The sequence below is a fragment of the Streptomyces sp. B21-083 genome, from assembly GCF_036898825.1.
Classification (GTDB): domain Bacteria; phylum Actinomycetota; class Actinomycetes; order Streptomycetales; family Streptomycetaceae; genus Streptomyces.
This window is the reverse complement of sequence record NZ_JARUND010000001.1, coordinates 651,127-668,466: the sequence shown is the minus strand read 5'-3', so window position 1 is coordinate 668,466 and position 17,340 is coordinate 651,127. Positions and strand designations below refer to the sequence as shown.

General features: G+C 70.4%; 17 protein-coding genes and 1 pseudogene. 9 read left to right on the top strand and 9 right to left on the bottom strand.

The annotated features are described in order from the left end of the window. Window positions 1-74: 74 nt before the first annotated feature. The 4 genes from QA861_RS03050 to QA861_RS03035 are packed head-to-tail and all read left to right on the top strand — an operon-like array spanning window position 75 to window position 5,494. Entirely contained in the window at window positions 75-986 is a 912-nt protein-coding gene (locus QA861_RS03050) for a carbohydrate ABC transporter permease (RefSeq protein WP_334586623.1), read from the top strand. Further along, on the top strand, window positions 983-1,885 hold the full coding sequence (locus tag QA861_RS03045; protein ID WP_334586622.1) for a carbohydrate ABC transporter permease: 903 nt from the start codon (window positions 983-985) through the stop codon (window positions 1,883-1,885). The genes QA861_RS03050 and QA861_RS03045 overlap by 4 nt, the downstream gene beginning before the upstream one ends. Window positions 1,886-1,887: 2 nt before the next feature. Beyond that, a complete protein-coding gene (locus QA861_RS03040) occupies window positions 1,888-3,606 on the top strand; it encodes a hypothetical protein (RefSeq protein WP_334586621.1) in 1,719 nt (572 codons plus the stop codon). Window positions 3,607-3,655: 49 nt separating this feature from the next. Beyond that, window positions 3,656-5,494: a hypothetical protein gene (locus QA861_RS03035; RefSeq protein ID WP_334586620.1), complete on the top strand. Its 1,839-nt coding sequence runs from the start codon at window positions 3,656-3,658 to the stop codon at window positions 5,492-5,494. Window positions 5,495-5,560: 66 nt separating this feature from the next. Here QA861_RS03035 and QA861_RS03030 read toward each other — a convergent pair whose 3' ends face one another. Both QA861_RS03030 and QA861_RS03025 read right to left on the bottom strand, forming a co-directional pair. Continuing rightward, a complete protein-coding gene (locus QA861_RS03030) occupies window positions 5,561-6,250 on the bottom strand; it encodes a nucleoside/nucleotide kinase family protein (protein ID WP_334586619.1) in 690 nt (229 codons plus the stop codon). Between the two features lie 61 nt (window positions 6,251-6,311). Then, window positions 6,312-6,719: a TOBE domain-containing protein gene (locus QA861_RS03025; RefSeq protein WP_334586618.1), complete on the bottom strand. Its 408-nt coding sequence runs from the start codon at window positions 6,717-6,719 to the stop codon at window positions 6,312-6,314. Between the two features lie 119 nt (window positions 6,720-6,838). Here QA861_RS03025 and QA861_RS03020 point away from each other — a divergent pair, with 119 nt between their 5' ends. Together QA861_RS03020 and QA861_RS03015 are read left to right on the top strand one after the other, a co-directional pair. Then, window positions 6,839-7,873, top strand: a complete 1,035-nt coding sequence (locus QA861_RS03020) for a permease (RefSeq protein WP_334586617.1) — start codon at window positions 6,839-6,841, stop codon at window positions 7,871-7,873. Continuing rightward, entirely contained in the window at window positions 7,870-8,631 is a 762-nt protein-coding gene (locus QA861_RS03015) for a TIGR03943 family putative permease subunit (protein WP_334586616.1), read from the top strand. The genes QA861_RS03020 and QA861_RS03015 overlap by 4 nt, the downstream gene beginning before the upstream one ends. A gap of 42 nt (window positions 8,632-8,673) precedes the next feature. Here QA861_RS03015 and rpmF read toward each other — a convergent pair whose 3' ends face one another. The 5 genes from rpmF to QA861_RS02990 form a co-directional block, all read right to left on the bottom strand. Further along, entirely contained in the window at window positions 8,674-8,838 is a 165-nt protein-coding gene (gene rpmF / locus QA861_RS03010; protein ID WP_105972436.1) for a 50S ribosomal protein L32, read from the bottom strand. 86 nt (window positions 8,839-8,924) lie between these two features. Beyond that, complete coding sequence (gene tgmB, locus QA861_RS03005) at window positions 8,925-9,917, bottom strand: ATP-grasp ribosomal peptide maturase (RefSeq protein WP_334586615.1); 993 nt, start codon at window positions 9,915-9,917, stop codon at window positions 8,925-8,927. 15 nt (window positions 9,918-9,932) lie between these two features. Continuing rightward, on the bottom strand, window positions 9,933-10,124 hold the full coding sequence (gene tgmA / locus QA861_RS03000) for a putative ATP-grasp-modified RiPP (RefSeq protein ID WP_006378039.1): 192 nt from the start codon (window positions 10,122-10,124) through the stop codon (window positions 9,933-9,935). Between the two features lie 207 nt (window positions 10,125-10,331). After that, complete coding sequence (locus QA861_RS02995; protein ID WP_334586614.1) at window positions 10,332-10,703, bottom strand: DUF6479 family protein; 372 nt, start codon at window positions 10,701-10,703, stop codon at window positions 10,332-10,334. A gap of 90 nt (window positions 10,704-10,793) precedes the next feature. Then, window positions 10,794-11,606, bottom strand: a complete 813-nt coding sequence (locus QA861_RS02990) for an SAM-dependent methyltransferase (protein ID WP_334586613.1) — start codon at window positions 11,604-11,606, stop codon at window positions 10,794-10,796. 168 nt (window positions 11,607-11,774) lie between these two features. Between QA861_RS02990 and QA861_RS02985 the strand changes: the two are divergent. From QA861_RS02985 to QA861_RS02975, 3 genes and pseudogenes are all read left to right on the top strand, one after another. Then, window positions 11,775-12,655: pseudogene (locus QA861_RS02985) on the top strand (hypothetical protein). Between the two features lie 237 nt (window positions 12,656-12,892). Continuing rightward, the gene (locus tag QA861_RS02980) at window positions 12,893-14,038 is read left to right on the top strand and encodes a M23 family metallopeptidase (protein ID WP_334586612.1); all 1,146 of its coding nucleotides are present in this window, start codon (window positions 12,893-12,895) and stop codon (window positions 14,036-14,038) included. 70 nt (window positions 14,039-14,108) lie between these two features. Then, on the top strand, window positions 14,109-14,561 hold the full coding sequence (locus QA861_RS02975; RefSeq protein WP_334586611.1) for a DUF1569 domain-containing protein: 453 nt from the start codon (window positions 14,109-14,111) through the stop codon (window positions 14,559-14,561). A 13-nt stretch (window positions 14,562-14,574) separates the two neighbouring features. On the opposite strand, the gene QA861_RS02970 is transcribed toward QA861_RS02975, so the two are convergent. Beyond that, window positions 14,575-15,033 carry a (2Fe-2S)-binding protein gene (locus QA861_RS02970; protein ID WP_334586610.1) on the bottom strand — a complete coding sequence of 153 codons (459 nt, stop codon included), beginning with the start codon at window positions 15,031-15,033 and terminating at the stop codon, window positions 14,575-14,577. A 13-nt stretch (window positions 15,034-15,046) separates the two neighbouring features. Beyond that, window positions 15,047-17,254 (bottom strand): xanthine dehydrogenase family protein molybdopterin-binding subunit, encoded by a 2,208-nt coding sequence (locus QA861_RS02965; RefSeq protein ID WP_334586609.1) that lies wholly within the window; start codon window positions 17,252-17,254, stop codon window positions 15,047-15,049. Window positions 17,255-17,340 lie beyond the last annotated feature (86 nt).

The window sequence follows — 17,340 nt, the reverse complement described above, 5'->3', positions numbered from 1 at the left end:
GGCCCCGGCGCCCACGCAATGCGGGGCTCGCGTGAGCCCCCGGTAATCGATTCGACCAGCACGGAGACAGGAAGATGACAAAACGCGCCTCGGACGTGTCCACGCGCCCGCCCAGGAGACGCAGTAAGTACACCCTTGCGCCGCTCGTCCTCATCGCGGCCAATGTCGTGCTCTTCGCGCTGTTCTTCGTCTGGCCTGCGGTGATCGGGCTCATCTACTCGTTCACGAACTACACAGGTGTGGGGGCGTACCAGTTCATCGGGCTGGACAACTACCACAACCTGATCGGGGACTCCACCTTCTACGACGCGCTGACGCGGACGCTGCTGTACGCGGTGCTCTTCGTGCCGCTGAACTTCGCGGTGTCGCTGCTCACCGCCAACCTGTTGGTGAGCAAGCACGCCAAGGGCGCGTCGGTCGCCCGCGTCCTCTTCTTCATCCCGTGGCTGCTGTCGCCCATCGTGGTGGGTGTCCTGTGGCGGTGGATGTTCGGTGAGAACTTCGGACTGGTCAACTACGTCATCGAGAAGTTCGGTGGCAGCGCCGTTCCGTGGCAGTCGAACGCGGACCTGTCGCTGATAGTGGTCGTGATGGCGGCGTCCTGGGCCTGGACGGGCTTCTCCATGCTGCTGTTCATCGCGGCGATCAAGAACGTACCGGTGTCCTACTACGAGGCGGCCTCGCTCGACGGCGCCGGCCCCTGGCGCCAGTTCTTCAGCATCACGCTGCCGAGCATCGCGCCCACCTCGTTCATCGTCATCCTTCTCAACACGATCAACGCGATGAAGGAATACCCGGTGTTCGTCGCCCTCAACAACGGCGGACCCGGCACGTCGAACAACCTGCTCGTCCAGTACATCTACGAGACCGGCTTCAAGCGGGGCCAGATCGGCTACGCGAGCGCCGCGTCGTTCGTGCTCATGCTCATCCTGATGGCCGTCGCGATCATCCAGCTGGTCGTCAACCGACGGGTGGAGAACCGATGACAACCACAGACATGCCGCGCCCGCTCGACGCCGATGCCGAACCGCCCCGCGCCAAGAAGCCGTCCCGCCCGGCGGCCACCGGCGGGCTCCGGCGGGCGATCGCCCCGACGACACTGCTGTGGATCCTGGCGTGCCTGTACGGGTTTCCGGTGCTGTGGTTCGTCCTCAGCTCCTTCAAGCCGTCAAGCGACCTGTTCTCGTATCCGCTGACGCTCATTCCGCACAACCCCACCCTGTCGGGTTTCAAGGCAGCGTGGGACAGCGCCAACTTCTCCCAGTACTTCATCAACACGGCCCTCGTGTGCGTGGTCACGACGATCCTCACGGTGGGCGTCAGCTGCTGCACCGGCTACGCGCTGGCCAAGTACGACAACCGATGGCTCAAGGCGTTCTTCATCTGCATCCTGGCCACCACGATGCTGCCGTCCGAGGTCATGCTCGCCCCCGAGTTCCTGGTGGTCCGCAACCTCGGCCTCTACAACTCGTTCGCCGGCATCATCCTCCCGGCCGTGCTCACCGCGACCGGATGCTTCATGTTCCGCCAGTTCTTCCTGACAGTTCCCGACGAACTCGTGGAAGCCGCGCGCATCGACGGCGCCAAGGAACTGTCGATCTTCCTGCGGATCATGGTGCCGCTCTCCCGGCCCATCATGCTGACCCTCGCGATCCTGTCCTTCCAGTGGCGCTGGAACGACTACATCTGGCCGCTGCTGATGCTCAACGACCCCGACAAGTTCACCGTGCAGATCGGCATCCAGAGCATCGTCGGAGCGCAGAACATCAACTGGTCGGTACTGCTGGGCGCGTCGGTCATCTCCATGATCCCGCTGATCCTCGTCTTCCTGGTCTTCCAGCGCTACGTCATGGGCGCCGACATCAACGCCGGACTGAAGGACTGACCTTGTCCACCCCGCTCGACCACGAGTTCGTCCGCGCGGTGGCCGGCGCCGCCGACCGGTCGGCCGCCCCGCCGGCGGCCGGCCCGGACGTGGAACCCGCCGGTGTGCCGCACCGTGGTCTGGCGCGGAGGGTGAAGACCCTGGTCGCGGCGTACCGTTCGCCGGACTCGGCCCTGCACGGCAGCAGTCGGGCCGTCGCCGCCGCGACGACCCACGTCCGGGCGCTGCGGGCCACGCAGACCACCACCGGCCTCTTCGCCGGCGGCGACAACGTGCAGTCACCGCCGGACTCCGCGTTCACCGTCAACGACGTGTGTGACGCGTACGTCCTCGCCGCCGGCGCGGGACCGGAACTGCACGACGTCACGGCGGCGCTCGCCGAGATCGCCCATGCCGCCACGGGGAGTCTCCTGACCGGTGGGGTGCACACCCCGAACCACCGCTGGGAACTGTGCGCGGCGCTGGCCCGGCTGCACCGGTCGTTCCCGGACGACCGGCTGCTCGACCGTGTCGAGGAGTGGCTCTCCGAGGGCGTCGACATCGACGCGGAGGGCCTGTACTCGGAACGCAGCGCCGTCTACGCGTCCATCGTGACCAACCCGGCGCTGCTGTTGCTGGCCGAGGTGCTCGGGCGTACCGATCTGCTGGACGCCGTCCGACGCAACCTCACCGCGACACTGGACCTGATCAGGCCGGACGGCACGGTGGAGACCGTCCACTCGCGCCGCCAGGACCAGAAGCTTTCGTTCCCGCTGTGGCCCTACCTGCCGCACTACCGGCTGCTCGCGATCCGCACCGGCCGGGGCGACTTCGCCCGCGCGGCCCGCCTGGCGGCCGCCGACGGCATCGACGACCCCGACCTGCTCGCCCAGACCCTCCTCACCCCGGATCTGTGCCGCGCCCTGCCGGCCCCGGACGCGGAGAAGCTCCCGCGCGACCGGTACCTCCCCACCGCACGCCTCGCCGCACACGCCTCGGCCACCGCGCACACCGTGGTGTACGGCGGCTCCGACGTGCCCGAGCATCGGCGCATCCGCTCGGGCCTCGCCTGCAACCCCACCTTCGTGCGCCTGTTCGCCGGTGCCGCCGTCCTCGACGCGGTCCGCCTCTCGCGAGGGTTCTTCGACCTGGGCCCCTTCCGCGCCGCCGACATGGAACAGCTCGCCGACAACCGGTACCGGCTCACCGGAACCCTCACAACCGCCTACTACCAGCCGCTCCCGAAGGACCGGAGGCGCGACGACGGTGCCTACCGCCTGGTGGACGAGGGCCGCTTCTCCGCGGCGATGGCCTTCCCCGAGCGCCCTCAGGACGAGGTCTCCCACACGACCCGAGTCGAGGTCGACCTGCGGGAGGACGGGGCGGACCTACGGATCGACATCAGCGGCCCACCGGTGCCCTGGGCCCTCGAACTGACCTTCCGGCCGGGCGGCGAGCCGCAGGGCGCCATACCGCTCGGCGACGGAAGCTGGTGCCTGACGACCGAGCCGCTGTCCTACCGTGTCGGCGACGACGAGATCCGGGTCGAGGTCGCCGTCGAGGCGGGTGAACCGCTCGCCGGACCGGACCGGAGCGACGTACTGCGCTATGACCCGGGGCAGGACTACACCGTGGTCGGCGGCACCGACGCGACGACCGGGAACCGCGTCTACCTCGGCGGGCACGGACCGCACACACTGACCGTCGCCCTGCGCGCCCACCGGCCCGCACCCGTCGTGTGACCCCGACGAACCACACCATGGCCACCCCAGGCATGAAGGACTGATCCCCGTGCACCTCACGCACCAGCGCGGCCCCCTGCACGACCTGCCCGACAGCGCCGAGGCGTACGACGCGGTCCTCGCCGACGTCGTAGAGCAGGCCCTCGCGCGCCTCACGCCCGAGGGCAACCTCGAACACCCCGACTGCGTCGACGACATCGGCGACACCTCGCTCGGTATCACCTCGCTCCTCGCACTGGCCTGGCAGCGCGGCAAGGACCCGCGGCTGCCGGACGCGGTGCACCGCAGCCTCGTCTTCCATCTGCGCGAGCGCGTGTACGTCGAGGACAACCCCGGCTACCCGAACCTGAAGACGCGCGACTCCGGTCTGCCGTACGCCCGTTACGTACTGGAGTCCGGCGCCCACCCCATCGGCGACTGGCCGAGCACGGTGTGGGCGCTGCTCCAGGCGGTGAACGTCCTGGACGCGGCCGAGGGACTCGTCGCCGACGAACAGCGCGCGGAACTGGTCGAGTTGGCGCGGGGCTACTGGCGCTGGCTGACCGAGGCGACCTTCTTCAATCCGCAGGAGGCCGGCAACCAGGCCATCGGCTGCGTCGTCGGCGGTCTGATGCTGGCCCGCCATCTCCCCCCGGAAGAGGGGAAGTCGGTGCGGTCCCGCGCGATCTCGCTGTACGTCGACAGGATCCGTGCCCACCGGGTGAGTGACCGGGGCGCGGCCCTGCCCCCCGAGCACGGCGGCGCCTACGACAACAACTACGGCCCGATCTCCCTCTCCTTCCTCGCCCAGGCCCACCGGATCAGCGGCGAGGAGATCTTCGCCGAGGACGGCGACGCGCTGGCCCGCTACATCGACGCCCGCCTCACGAACGGCGGCTACGACAACGGCGGCCCCCGCTACAGCGAACAGCACTCCGCCTTCGAGTCGGTCCTGGGCCTGCGCTACTTCGGCGCCCGCGTCGGCGCCGACCTCGGCCGCTACCGGGGCGACAGCCGCTGGGCCCGCCACGCGGTCAAGCAGGACGGCGGCATCGACGGCCACTTCGCGTGGATGCTGGTCTGGCAGATCCAGGACACCACCCCCTGGCACCGCACCCCCTCGACCCGGCCGATGCGCCACCAACTCCGCGCCGGCACCGTCTCGGTGGCCTTCGACGACAAGATGACTCCGTCACTGGTCGAGGCGGCGGGCACGTACCACCTGCCGGCGGCGGTGGGCCGCCAGCACGGCTTCGGCCCGGTGACGGACGGCTTCCTGCTGTGCCGCCCCATGGGCGAGGTCCGCGTACGCGACGTGCGCACCGCCGGCCTGGCGGCCAAGCTGGTCACCAAGCCCGTCGTCGGCCGCGACCACGTCCTGCGCCACCTCCGGTCCCTGTACGTCACGGACGGCACGACCCTGTGGGTCACGGTCGCCGTGGAACACCTCGACGGCACCCCGTACCTGCTCGCCGGCCTGCCGTACGCCACCGACGACGGCGACCAGGTCCGCAGGACGGCGGCGGCCGACGGCGTCACCTCCGCGGGTCCGCTGCGTCTGACGCACCCCCTGGCGGAGGGCGTGGAGCACTTCGACGCCCGCACGGAGACGACCCAGGAACAGGCGGCCTTCGCCCTGGCGGCCGACCCGCGCGGCTACGGCAACCCCGACGAGGGCTGGCGCCACCTGGTCACCTCCACCGCGCTGGAGGCCGACCCGGCCCCCGGCGCACCGGAGGGACTGAGCGTCTTCGCCGTACGGTACGGCGCCGACGGGGACGCCGGGTTCGCCCCGGTCTTCGAGGCGACGCCGGAGGGCCTGCGGGTGCGCACGGAGGCCTTCACGGCGGTGATCGGCGAGGCGGCGGGCGACGCCCACGGCGAACCGGAGCTGACGCTTCTCGACTGAGGGCGCACCGAAGGAAGCAGGACGTACGAGGCCGAGCGGCTCACCCGCGCGCTGCTCGGCCTCGTATCACCCGGCAGTCGCGTACCGCAGCGACCCAGGCACCACCAGATCCGCCCGGTCCCGGGTCGCGGCGACCAGATGGGCGTTGCGCTGGTCCGTACCCCGGACCCACGCGAGCGCCGAGTCGTGGTTTTTGCCGAACTCCTCGTGCCGGGCGACGAGTCGGCGGACCCGCTCGTCCTCGTCCAGTTCGCAGAACCACACCTCGTCGAGCTGGGTCCGCACCCGCGCCCACGAACCCTCCGTCAGGAGAAGGTAGTTGCCCTCGGTGACGACAAGCCGCGCCGACGGGAACACCGGGATCGCACCCGCTACCGGCTGCTCCAGCACTCGCTCGAACCCAGGAGCGTAGACGATCTCCCCGTCGCCCGCCCCCTGCCCGTCCGCACGCAGCCGCCGCAGCAGCGCCGCGTATCCCGCCGCGTCGAACGTGTCCGGCGCGCCCTTGCGGTCCCGCAGGCCCAGCCGCTCCAGCTCGACGTCGGCGAGATGGAATCCGTCCATCGGCACATGGGCGACCCAGGGCGAGCCGTCGCCGTTCAGCGCCCGGACGAGCCGCTCGGCGAGCGTCGTCTTGCCCGAGCCGGGACTCCCGGCGATACCGAGGACGGCCCGCCGGTCGTCCCGGACCAGCGCCCGGGCCCGGCCGAGGAGTTCACCGAAGGTGGGTGCGGGGGAGGAGAGGGGGTGTTCCACGCGGCCGAGTCTCTCACCCGGACAGCCCTTCGTACCTTGCGCCGCCGCCTTCGCACCCGGCTCATGTCCGGTCGATGTGCACGCTCGTCGACTTCACCCGGGCCGTCGCCTCCACCCCGACTTCGAGGCCCAGTTCCTCCACGGCCTCCCGGGTCAGCAACGACACCAGCCGGTGCGGGCCCGCCTGGATCTCGACCTGCGCGGCGACATCGCCGAGTTTGACGGCCGTGACGATGCCGGCGAAGGCGTTACGGGCCGAGGTGTACGACGGCTCGTCCTCGCCGGCGCCGGTGCCCGCGCCGGAGTTGGCCAGCTCGATCGAGAAGGCGGCCAGATCACGTCCGTCGATCAGCCGCCGTCCGCCCTCGTCGCGGTGGGTCTTCACCCGGCCCGCGTCCGCCCACCGCCTCGCGGTGTCGGGGCTCACGCCCAGCAGACGGGCGGCCTGACCAATGGTGTAGGACTGCATACGCGCCAACTTAGCCCGTTCCCCGATCTCGCAAAATGAGCAACCATGCCCGTCCGGGCGTACTGAAGTGGTAGGGAACGCACGTACGCAGCACAGCCACGCCCGGAGGTACCTCACCCGTGAGCATCACCAAAGCGGCCCCGCCAAGGGCCGGCCACCGCGACACGGAGGCTCCGCCGGACGAGGCGAAGGGCGAGCCGCAGGGCTGGCAGTTCAGCTCGCCGCTCGTCCTGACCATGCTGCTGATCCTCATGGTCGCCCTGCAGGGGCCGATCCGCCGGGCCGTGTCCGAGCCGGTGATGCAGAGCTGGATGACGGTGTTCGTCGCCGTCGTCGTACAGGCCCTGCCCTTCCTCGTCCTCGGCGTGCTGCTGTCGGCGATGCTCGCGGTGTTCGTACCGCCGTCGTTCTTCGTCCGCGCCCTGCCCAGCCGGCCCGCTCTCGCGGTGCCGGTCGCGGGGATGGCCGGAGCGATCCTGCCCGGCTGCGAATGCGCGTCCGTACCGGTGGCTGGTGCGCTGGTGCGGCGGGGCGTCGCCCCGGCGGCGGCGCTGGCGTTCCTGCTGTCCGCCCCGGCGATCAACCCGATCGTGCTGACCGCGACCGCCATCGCGTTCCCCGGCCGGCCGGAGATGGTCGTCGCCCGGTTCGCCGCGAGCCTGCTCGCGGCGTGCGCGATGGGCTGGCTCTGGCAGCGGCTCGGCCGCACCGACTGGCTGCGCCCGCCGGCCCATCCCCTGGACGAGGGCCTCGGCAAGTGGGCCGCGTTCTGGAGCTCCGTACGGCACGACGTGATGCACGCGGGCGGCTTCCTGGTCGTCGGCGCGATGGCCGCCGCCACCCTGAAGTCCATGGTGCCGGCGAGCTGGCTGAGCCTCGCGGCGGACAACCCGGTGGTGGCGGTCCTCGCGCTCGCCGTCCTCGCGGTGCTGCTGTCGATCTGCTCGGAGGCGGACGCCTTCGTAGCCGCGTCCCTGACCCAGTTCTCGCTCACGGCCAGGCTGGCGTTCCTCGTGGTCGGCCCGATGATCGACCTGAAACTCTTCGCCATGCAGACGGGCACCTTCGGCCGAGGGTTCGCCCTCCGCTTCGCACCGGCCACCTTCGTCATGGCCGTGGCGTCGGCGGTCCTCGTCGGGACGGTGCTCCTGTGAACCGGCAGGCACAGGCGGTCGTCCTGTTCCTGGTCGGCGGGGCGATGGTGCACGCCGGCACCACCGACCTCTACCTGCGCTACGTCAAGGCAGGGCTCCAGCCGATGGTCGTCGGCGCCGGCGCGGTGCTGATGGTGGCCGCGCTGACGACGGTCTGGTACGAGCGGAAACACGCGAAGACCGGCCCCGCCGACACCGAGGTCCACGTCCACGAGGGCGTTCACGTACAGGAGGAGGAAGCGCACGTCCACCGCGAACCGCGGGTGTCCTGGCTGCTGGTGCTGCCGCTGTTCGCCCTGATCCTGGTGGCCCCGCCCGCCCTGGGCTCCTACAGCGCCCTGCGCACGGGTACGGCCCTCCAGGCGCCGCTGGCCTACCCGCCGCTGCCCTCCGGTGACCCCGTACGCCTCAGTCTGGTCGACTACGCGGGACGCGCGGCCTACGACCACGGACGCTCGCTGGGCGACCGGAGAGTTTCCATCACCGGGTTCGTCGCGCTCGACGGCAAGGGCACCCCGTACCTCGTGCGGATGGCGCTCAACTGCTGTGCGGCCGACGCCCAGCCGGTCAAGGTCGGCCTGACCGGCCGGATCCCCCCTGTCCTGCAACCGGACACCTGGCTCGAACTCACCGGCACGTACACCGGCCGGCTGACCAAGGACCCGGTGAACAACGGCGTCATCCCGTTCTTCGACATCGCCCGGGCCAAGCCGGTCCCGACCCCGCGCGACCCGTACGACGAGAGCTGGAACAGCTGATGCCCCCAGGCGCGGGCCGGGAGCGTCGGCGGGGTGGGCGGGTCAGGGCTGGATCAGCCCCCGCTCGTACGCCTTGACCAGCCGCTGCGGCACCATGTGCGCGACCCCGTCGACGGTGACCGGCACCAGCTGAGTGGTGGTCGCCTTCCACTGGGCACGGCGGTGACGGGTGTTGCTGCGGGACATCTTCCGTTTGGGAACGGCCATGGGAATCCTCCTCGGTCGGCAAGCGAGACAGGACGCTACATGAAAATGGATCCCATTAACAGTTGAGTGCGGTCGGCGGACAGCTCTCAGGGGGCCACGTGCACGACTCCCTGCGGATCATGGGGGTCAGACTGTGTCGGCGGCCCTTCCCCGGCCAGCCAGTCGGCGACAGACCGGGCTATCGGCTGGCCGGTGTCCATCTCGACGAAGCCGAACTGACCCGACTGGTTACATTCGAGGAACCACCAGATCCCGTCGGCGTCCTCCGCGAAGTCGAAGGCGCCGTAGGTGAGTTCGGCCTCCCGTAGATACCGGTGCACGGCCTCGGCGAGCCGCGGCGACACGTCGGCCGGCCGCCACGGTTCGGCCGAGGGCGCGAAGCGGACATCGATGTCGTCAGGGTGCGCGTCGGGTGCGACGGCCTTGCGGGCGGCGAGGACGCGGTGGCCGACCACCGTCAGCCGGATGTCCGCCCGCTTGTCGACCCGGCGCTGCAGCAGCGTCGGCCCGAACGCGACGGCGGCGAAGTCGACATCGGGCGCCACCCGGCTCGTCGGCACCACCCTGGGCGGCTCCTGCGGATGCGAGCCGGACACGGGCTTGACGACCAGGTCGGGAAAACGCCGCGCGAAGTCCCGGGCGGCCTGCGGGAAAGTGGTGATCAGGGTGGGCGGAACGGGGAGCCGGCTGCGCTGCGCGAGATGGAGCTGCCAGGGCTTGTGGCGGGCCCGGGCGGCGGCGTCGGGATGGTTCATCCAGCGCGCGCCGGTGCCCCGGAGCATGCCGTAGAAGGCCTGCGATGCCTCCTCGCTGAGCCAGCCGGACGGCGCGGCGGCGCGCGCCCCCGGCACCCCCGGCCTGCGCACCCAGACGGACCGCAGCCCGTCCATGCCCACCACCCTGCCGCCGACGGAGAGATACCCGTGAAAAGCGCCGTGAGCGTACTCGCCGGACAGGGCGACCTCGCCGGGCAGGTCGGCGGGATCGAGCCGGACCACGGGAATGCCGGTGCTGTTCAGCCGGTCCACCACGAGATCCGCCGTCACATCCTGTTCGGACGTCAGGACCAGGACCGTCATCGCGTCAGGCCCATGTCAGTCATCGAAGTGCGTCTTGGAACCGGCAGTTGAAGTGGTGGATCCGAATTCACGCATCACGGCATGGTCATGAGCGGCAATCCGTCCGCCCGGAAGCACATTCAACTGCAGTGCGCAGTCGTAACTGTACGGAGTGCTCACCTCCAACTGGTCAGCCGGGCGCGCGTAGTTCAGGACGAACAGCTGCATCGCTTCTCCTCGATCGGCGACGACGTCGGTCAAGTGGACGGTGGAGCTCCGGAAATACAACTGTCCAGTCCCCTGTTCCCCGCCTCCAAGGAGTTATACGAATCGAACGGGTGAATGGTTGCCTCCTGTTGAAGGTAACCGCGTCCGGGCAGACCTCCGTGGTCCGCGCCCCCCGGTCGAGGGTCGCGGACCGAGGTCGAGGACGGCTCAGTGGCGCCCCAGGCCGCCACTGCCGAAGGACCCGCTGGAACCGGGATCCCAGCGCCCCCGCTGCTGGTCCTCACGCCGTTTCGTCGACGCGCGGTGGAGTTCGTGCGGCATCAGCCGCTCCCGCTCCTGCGCCGCGCGCGGCATCTCGTCGGGCTCCCTCATCTCGCGGACCTCGTGGACCGGACCGGAAGGCGGGAGGGTGGGTTGCTCGTCGGGGCGGGGCCGGGCGGATTCCCGGTCCCCTACCCGCATGCCGAACCAGAAGGCCCAGATCAGTGCACCAGCGATGAAGAGGCCCGCGACAAATGCGGCCGTTACGTTGAGTAGATCGCTCGACGCGGCCAGTAGTTCAGACGTTGCCGTACTCATATAGCGATTATCGCCGACAGCCTATGAATGCGCGTCCGAAAAGATTCTGTGGAACCGCTGTCCCTTTCTTGTCGGTCAGGTTCTTGTGGGTCAGGGCTTCACGGCGACGGCACCGAATTGCGGAAGAATGTCGGCGAGGCCGCTCTCGGCGCGCCACTGAGCACAGGAGACGAGCCCCGGGTCGAGAACGTCCAGGCCATCGAAGAAAGCGGCGACCTCGGCACGGGGGCGCGCGGTGATCGGCGGGGTGGCGTTCTCGTTCCAGAACTTCATCGCCTCGACGTTGCCCTCACCGTGGAGGTCCGGGTCGGTCGTCGGATGCGTGAGGACCAGAAAGCTTCCCGAGGGCACCGACGCCATGACCCGGCGCACGATGTCCTGTGCCTGGCCCGTGTCGAGCACGAAGTTCAGGATGCCGAGCATCATGACGGCGATGGGCCGGTCGAAGTCGAGCGTGTGCGAGGCGCGTTGGACGATGGTGTCGGGGCGGTGGATGTCCGCGTCGATGTAGTCCGTGGCCCCTTCACGCGTGCCGGTCAGCAACGTACGGGCGTGCGCGAGCACGATCGGGTCGTTGTCGACGTACACGATCCGTGACTCGGGCGCGATGCGCTGGGCGATCTCATGGGTGTTGTCCACGGTCGGCAGCCCTGTCCCGATGTCCAGGAACTGCCGGACTCCCCGCTCGGTGACCAGGAAGCTCACGGCCCGCCCGAGGAAGGCGCGGTCCGCGCGGGCCACACTGCGGATCAGGGGGAACATGGCGTCGATGTGGTCACCGACCGCCTGGTCGACGACGTAGTTGTCCTTGCCGCCGATCCAGTAGTTCCACACCCGCGCGTTGTGGGCCACCGAGGTGTCCAGCCGGCTCTGACCCTCTGACGTGCTGCCCTGCTCGCTCACGTGGCTTCCTCTCGTTCACTTCCCTTGCCCCGCACGGACGTTGACACCCACCCGAGCCGACAACATCGTTCGCGCCTACGAGGGTGATCTTAGGGCCGGGATCCCCGCGGCCAGGACGGCGACCTCTAGTCTCGCCTCGGCTACGACCTCGGCACTCACGGGCGGCCCGTGACGACGTCGTCCGCCGAGGCCCAGAAGTGGTTCGACCGGGGACTGGTGTGGACGTACGGCTTCCACCACGAGGAGGCTGTCGCCTGTTTCGAGGCCGCCGCCCTCGCCGACCCCGACTGCGCCATGGCCCACTGGGGCATCGCCTTCGCCCTCGGCCCGAACTGCAACAAGCCCTGGGAGTTCTTCGACGGCGAGAACCTCGCCAGGACCGTCGCCCGTACCCACGCCGCCGTCGAACGCGCGCGGTGGAAGGCGGCCGACGCCACGCCGTCGAACAGGCCCTGATCGGCGCTCTGCGGGCCCGCTACCCGCAGCCGGAGGCCGTCGAGGACTGCTCGGTGTGGAACGAGCCCTACGCCGACAGCATGCGGACGGTGTACGAACTCGCCCCCGACGACCCGGACGTCGCCGCGCTGTACGCCGACGCGTTGATGAACCTGACGCCCTGGCAGCTGTGGGACGTGCGCACGGGCGAACCGGCCGAGGGCGCCCGCACCCTCGCCGCGAAGGCCGCCCTGGAGCGCTCGATCGAACTGGACGACAACCTCCCCTACGACGAGCCCTGGGGCCGGATGCAGCCCACCCGGCACGCCTATGGGGCACTCCTCCTCGAACAGGGCCGCGTCACCGAGGCGGAAGCCGTCTACCGGGCCGACCTCGGCCTCGACGAGACACTGCCGCGCGCTGTGCAGCATCCCGGCAACGTCTGGGCCCTGCACGGCTTCCACGAGTGCCTGGTCCGCCTGGGCAGGGAAGGGGAGGCGCGGATCGTGGCCCAGCAGCTGAAGATCGCGCCGGCCCCGGACGTCCCGATCGAGGCATCCTGCCTCTGCCGCCTGGACGTCGGGACCGGTGATCCGGACGCCGGTTGTTGCTGAGCGCTCCGCCGGACGGACAGTTCGTTCACCGCGACCCGGGCGGGGCCGGTCGCGTGGTTCCCCGCGCCCAGGCTTTCGCGGGGCGGCGCGGTGCCTGGCAGCCGCCATACGACCAGGTCTGCCCCCGAGGGCGCCCGCTCCTGCCTCCGGCTCTGCCCCCGGGGCCGCTGACGAGCGGTCCACGCAGCGCTAGCGTCCGCACGTGAGTACGAGGAACTCCCCGCAACGGCCGGTTGAGTGAGCGACGACAACGCCGTCGGGACACCACCGCACGAGACACCGACCGCCGTACAGCAGGCGGAATCGATCCAGGCTCCCGCAGAACCTCCGCAGCGGGAACAGTCCGTGGAGCGCCCCCGCCGACGCGGTCCCGGTTTCTTCACCCTGGTGGTGCTGCCCTGTCTGGTGACCCTCTCCGCGGTCGCCGGTTTCCTCGCCCTGACGGGCGGCCTGCCCGGGGACAGTCCCTCGGACGCGGATCCGCAGCAGAGCGCCGGGGGCGGCGTCAACGAGACCTACGGACCGTGGCTGCGCAAGGCCGCCGCCTGCTCCGTCGTCGCGCCGTCCGTGCTCGCCGCCCAGATCGACCAGCTCACCGGCTGGCGCGACGACACCGGCGAGCTCTCGGGCGAGCAGGGCATCGCCGGATTCACGGCCGCGCAGTGGCGGACCTGGGGCAGGGACGACGACGGCAACGGAACCTCCTCGCCGCGCGACGAGGCCGACGCCATCATGGCCCTCGGCCGCCAGGACTGCTCCCTCGCCCGGAAGATCACGGACCTCAGAACCGAGGGCACCGTCAACGGCGAACTGGTGGACCTCACCCTCGCCGCGTACGCCGTGGGCATCCGCGAGGTCACCGCGGCGGGACGCGTGCCCGCCGGGGCGCGGGCCTACCTCGCCGAGGTGAAGGAACTGCTCCCGCGCTACGAGGCGTTCGACCGGGAGCCCCCGGCCGGCGGCGGACCCGCGAGCGCGATCCTGGCCGCACCCGTGAGCACCCTCGTCATCACCTCGCCCTACGGATCCCGTCAGCACCCGCTCACCGGCGTGACCAAACTCCACACCGGCGTGGACTTCGGCGCGCCCCAGGGCGCCGAAGTCCACGCCGCCCGGCAGGGTCAGGTGGTCTTCGCGGCCATGACCAGGGCGTACGGCAACCGCATCGTCATCGACCACGGAACGATCGAGGGCAAGCGACTGGAGACGACGTACAGCCATCTGTCCGCGCTCGACGTCACCGCCGGACAGGCGGTGTCCGCCGGCGACGCGATCGGCCGGGTCGGCTCCACCGGCCTGTCCACCGGGCCGCACCTGCACTTCGAGGTGATCTACGACGGCTACTACGCCGACCCGCAGCCCTGGCTGGCGGCTCCCGGCTGACGCGGCGGCACACAGGGCGAAACAATCCGAAACGAAAGTGTTTCGTTTCGCATCGGGGTACGCTCACGCCATGACCTCACTCACCCTCACCGAGCTCACAGAGCGTCTGCACTCCGACCTCGCCCGTCCCGCCCCCGACCTGCTGGCGCCGGGCGGTCCCTGGAACCTCTCCCAGACGCTGCAGCACTGCGCCCAGACCGTCCGTTACTCCGTCACCGGATACCCCAGACTCAAGCCCGCCCTGTTCCGGGCCACGGCCGGGGCCCTGGCCAAGCGGGTCTTCCTGCGCCGTGGAGCGACCAAGCACTCGCTCGGCGCGGAGATCGACGGGGCTCCGGCACTGGACCCGAGCCTGCCGGTGGCAGAGGCCGCGTCCGGCCTCGCGGACGCGGTGGCCCTGTTCACCGGCCACACGGGGCCGCACGCCCCCCACCCCGCGTACGGACGCTGCACGCACGACGAGTTCGCACAGCTGCACGCCATGCATCTCGCCGAGCACCTTCCCGGCCTGGTCGACGCCTGACGAGCGGCCTCCGTCACGCCAGTTTGGCGGCGGCGCTCTTGATCGCCTCGCGGATACGGAAGTAGGTCCCGCAGCGGCAGACGTTCGCGATCGCGTCGATATCGTCGTCCGTGGGGTTCTTCGTGCGCTTCAGCAGGGCCACCGCCGCCATGATCTGGCCGGGCTGGCAGTAGCCGCACTGGGCCACGTCCTGCTCCAGCCAGGCCTCCTGCACGGGGTGCAGCCGGTCGCCGTCCGCCAGGCCCTCGATGGTGGTGACCTCCCTTCCCGCGGCCTCGGCCACGGGGACCACGCAGGGATTGACCGCCTCGCCGTCGAGATGGCTGGTGCAGGCCTTGCAGACGTCGATCCCGCAGCCGTACTTGGGGCCGCGCACGCCGAGCAGATCGCGCAGCACCCACAGCAGGGGCAGGTCGTCGGGGGCGTCGACGGTCACGGACTTCCCGTTGACGGTGAAGGTGTGGGAGGGCACGTACGGTCTCCGCTCAGCGAGGAAAAGGGGTGAAGTCGACGTCGAAGTTGACGGGGAAGGTGCGCGGCTTCGTGCCGGTGGCCCTGGCGTAGGCGTTGGCGATCGCTCCGACCGCCGCCGGGACGCCCAGTTCTCCCGCGCCGCCCGGCTCGCCGCTCGCGGGCAGGATGAAGATCTTCACGTCCTTGGGGCTGTCCTTCTGCCGGGCGTAGTGGAACTGCGAGTAACTGCCCTCCAGCGGGAGCCCCTTGTCGATGTGGAGCCCGGCCCGCAGGGTGGTGGAGACGGCGTCGGTCAGACCGCCGAGCAACTGGGCCTCCAGCCCTCGCGGATTGATCGGCCGCCCCACGTCGGCGGCGATGACGGCCCTCGTCACGCGTGGCTTCTTCGGGTCGCTGGCGTCGATCTCGACCAGACAGGCCGTGCAGGACTTGTACTCCTCGTGGAAGCCGACGCCCTGTGCCCAGCCCTTCGGCAGAGTGCGGCCCCAGCCGCCCTCCGCCGCCACCTTGTCGAGCACGGCCCGCTGCCGGTCGTTCTTGAGGAACGCGCGCCGGAAGGCCACCGGGTCCTTGCCCAGCTCGGCGGCCAGTTCGTCGACGACGATCTCCTCCGCGCCCCGGGTGTTGCCCGAGTACACGGAGCGCCAGGATCCGGTGTGCATCTTCAGCGGCACCTCGGTGAGCACCTGGGTGGTGAGGCCGAAGTTGTACGGGGACTTCACGGTGGTGAGGAAAAGCGTCTGGGCGAAGCCCGCGTTGCCCACCCCGGAGGGGAGACTCGCGGCGGTGGCGGTCAGGATCTCACCGAGACCATGGCGGAAGTCCGTCTCCACGGCCGCCACCCGGTGCTCGAACGAGAGCACCTGGCCGAGCGCGTAGGTGGCGCGGATCCTGTGGTGGGTGGCGGGCCGCATACGGCCGTGCCGCATGTCGTCGATCCGCGACCACTGGAGCCTGACCGGGCGTCCGCTCTTCTGCGAGACGAGTGCGGCCTCCAGCGCGGCGTCGAAGAACAGCCGACGCCCGAAGGAACCGCCCGCCTGCACCACATGGACGGTGACCCTGTCCAGCGGCAGCCCGAGCTCCTTCGCGATGGTCTGGCGGGCCACGATCGGGGACTTCAGCCCCGACCAGATCTCGGCGCGGTCGGAACGGACGTCCGCGACGGCCGAGTTGGTCTCCAGCGGGGCATGGCTGGCGAACGCGAAGTCGAACTCGGCGTCCACGCGCTTGACCAGCAGCCCGGGAACGACCAACGGGGCGGTCGCGGCCCTCAGCTTCGCGGAGATCTCGGCGTCGGAGAGCGCGTCCACACTGCCGGGGCCCCAGGTGACGTCCAGGGCGTCCTTGGCGTCGAGCGCCTGGCCGAAGGTCTCCGCGACCACCGCCACGCCCGTGGGGACGGTCACGACGTCCAGAACGCCCGGCATGGCCCGTACGGCGGACTCGTTGTTCACCGATCTCACGGTGCCGTTGATGGTGGGCGGCCGGCGCACCATGCAGGGCTTGGCGCCGGGCACCTCCAGGTCGAGGGTGTACTCCTGGCGGCCGGTGATGATCGCCCGGGCGTCGATGCGGGAGGTGGGGGTGCCGACCAGCGTGTGCTGGGACTCGGGCTTGGGGGTGGCGGTGAGCGCGCCCAGGTCGGGGGAGGCCGCCGCTGCCGACAGGGACCCGTAGGAGGCGGTACGCCCGTCAGGAGCCGTCACCACACCCTGACGGACCGTCAGGACGCCGCTCTTCACGTCCCATCGGCGGGCCGCGGCGGCGACCATACGGGCACGGGCCAGCGCCGCTGTGTGCCGTACGGGGTCGTAAAGCGAACGGATCGAGTTGGAACTGCCGGTCAGCTGATTGAAGAGCAACTCGGGGCGGGCGTCGTCCAGTCGGATGCGTACCCGGGCGAGCGGGACGTCCAGCTCCTCGGCCACCAGCATCGCCACCGCCGTAGTGAGGCCCTGTCCGACCTCCTCTCTGGGCAGCCGGAAGTCCACGATCCCGTCCTCGCCGATCTCCAGCACCAGCATGTTCGCGGTGGGCGCACTCGCGAGGATCAGTACATCGCCGAGGTCGACCAGGTCGGCGGGCGCCGGCGGCGTGGGTATCGCGGCCTCGGCGCTGCTCGGTGCGACGGCGTCGAGGCCGACGTTCGTCGCCAGCGAGAGGGTGGGGGCGGCGACCAGATAGGTGAGGAACCTGCGCCTGCCGAGTCGTTTCATCGAGGCTCCGTTCAAGCGGGCCCGCCGACGTCGCCGGGCCGCCCTCAGATCATTACCGAGCGGTAGTCGCAGATTCAAGGGGTTGT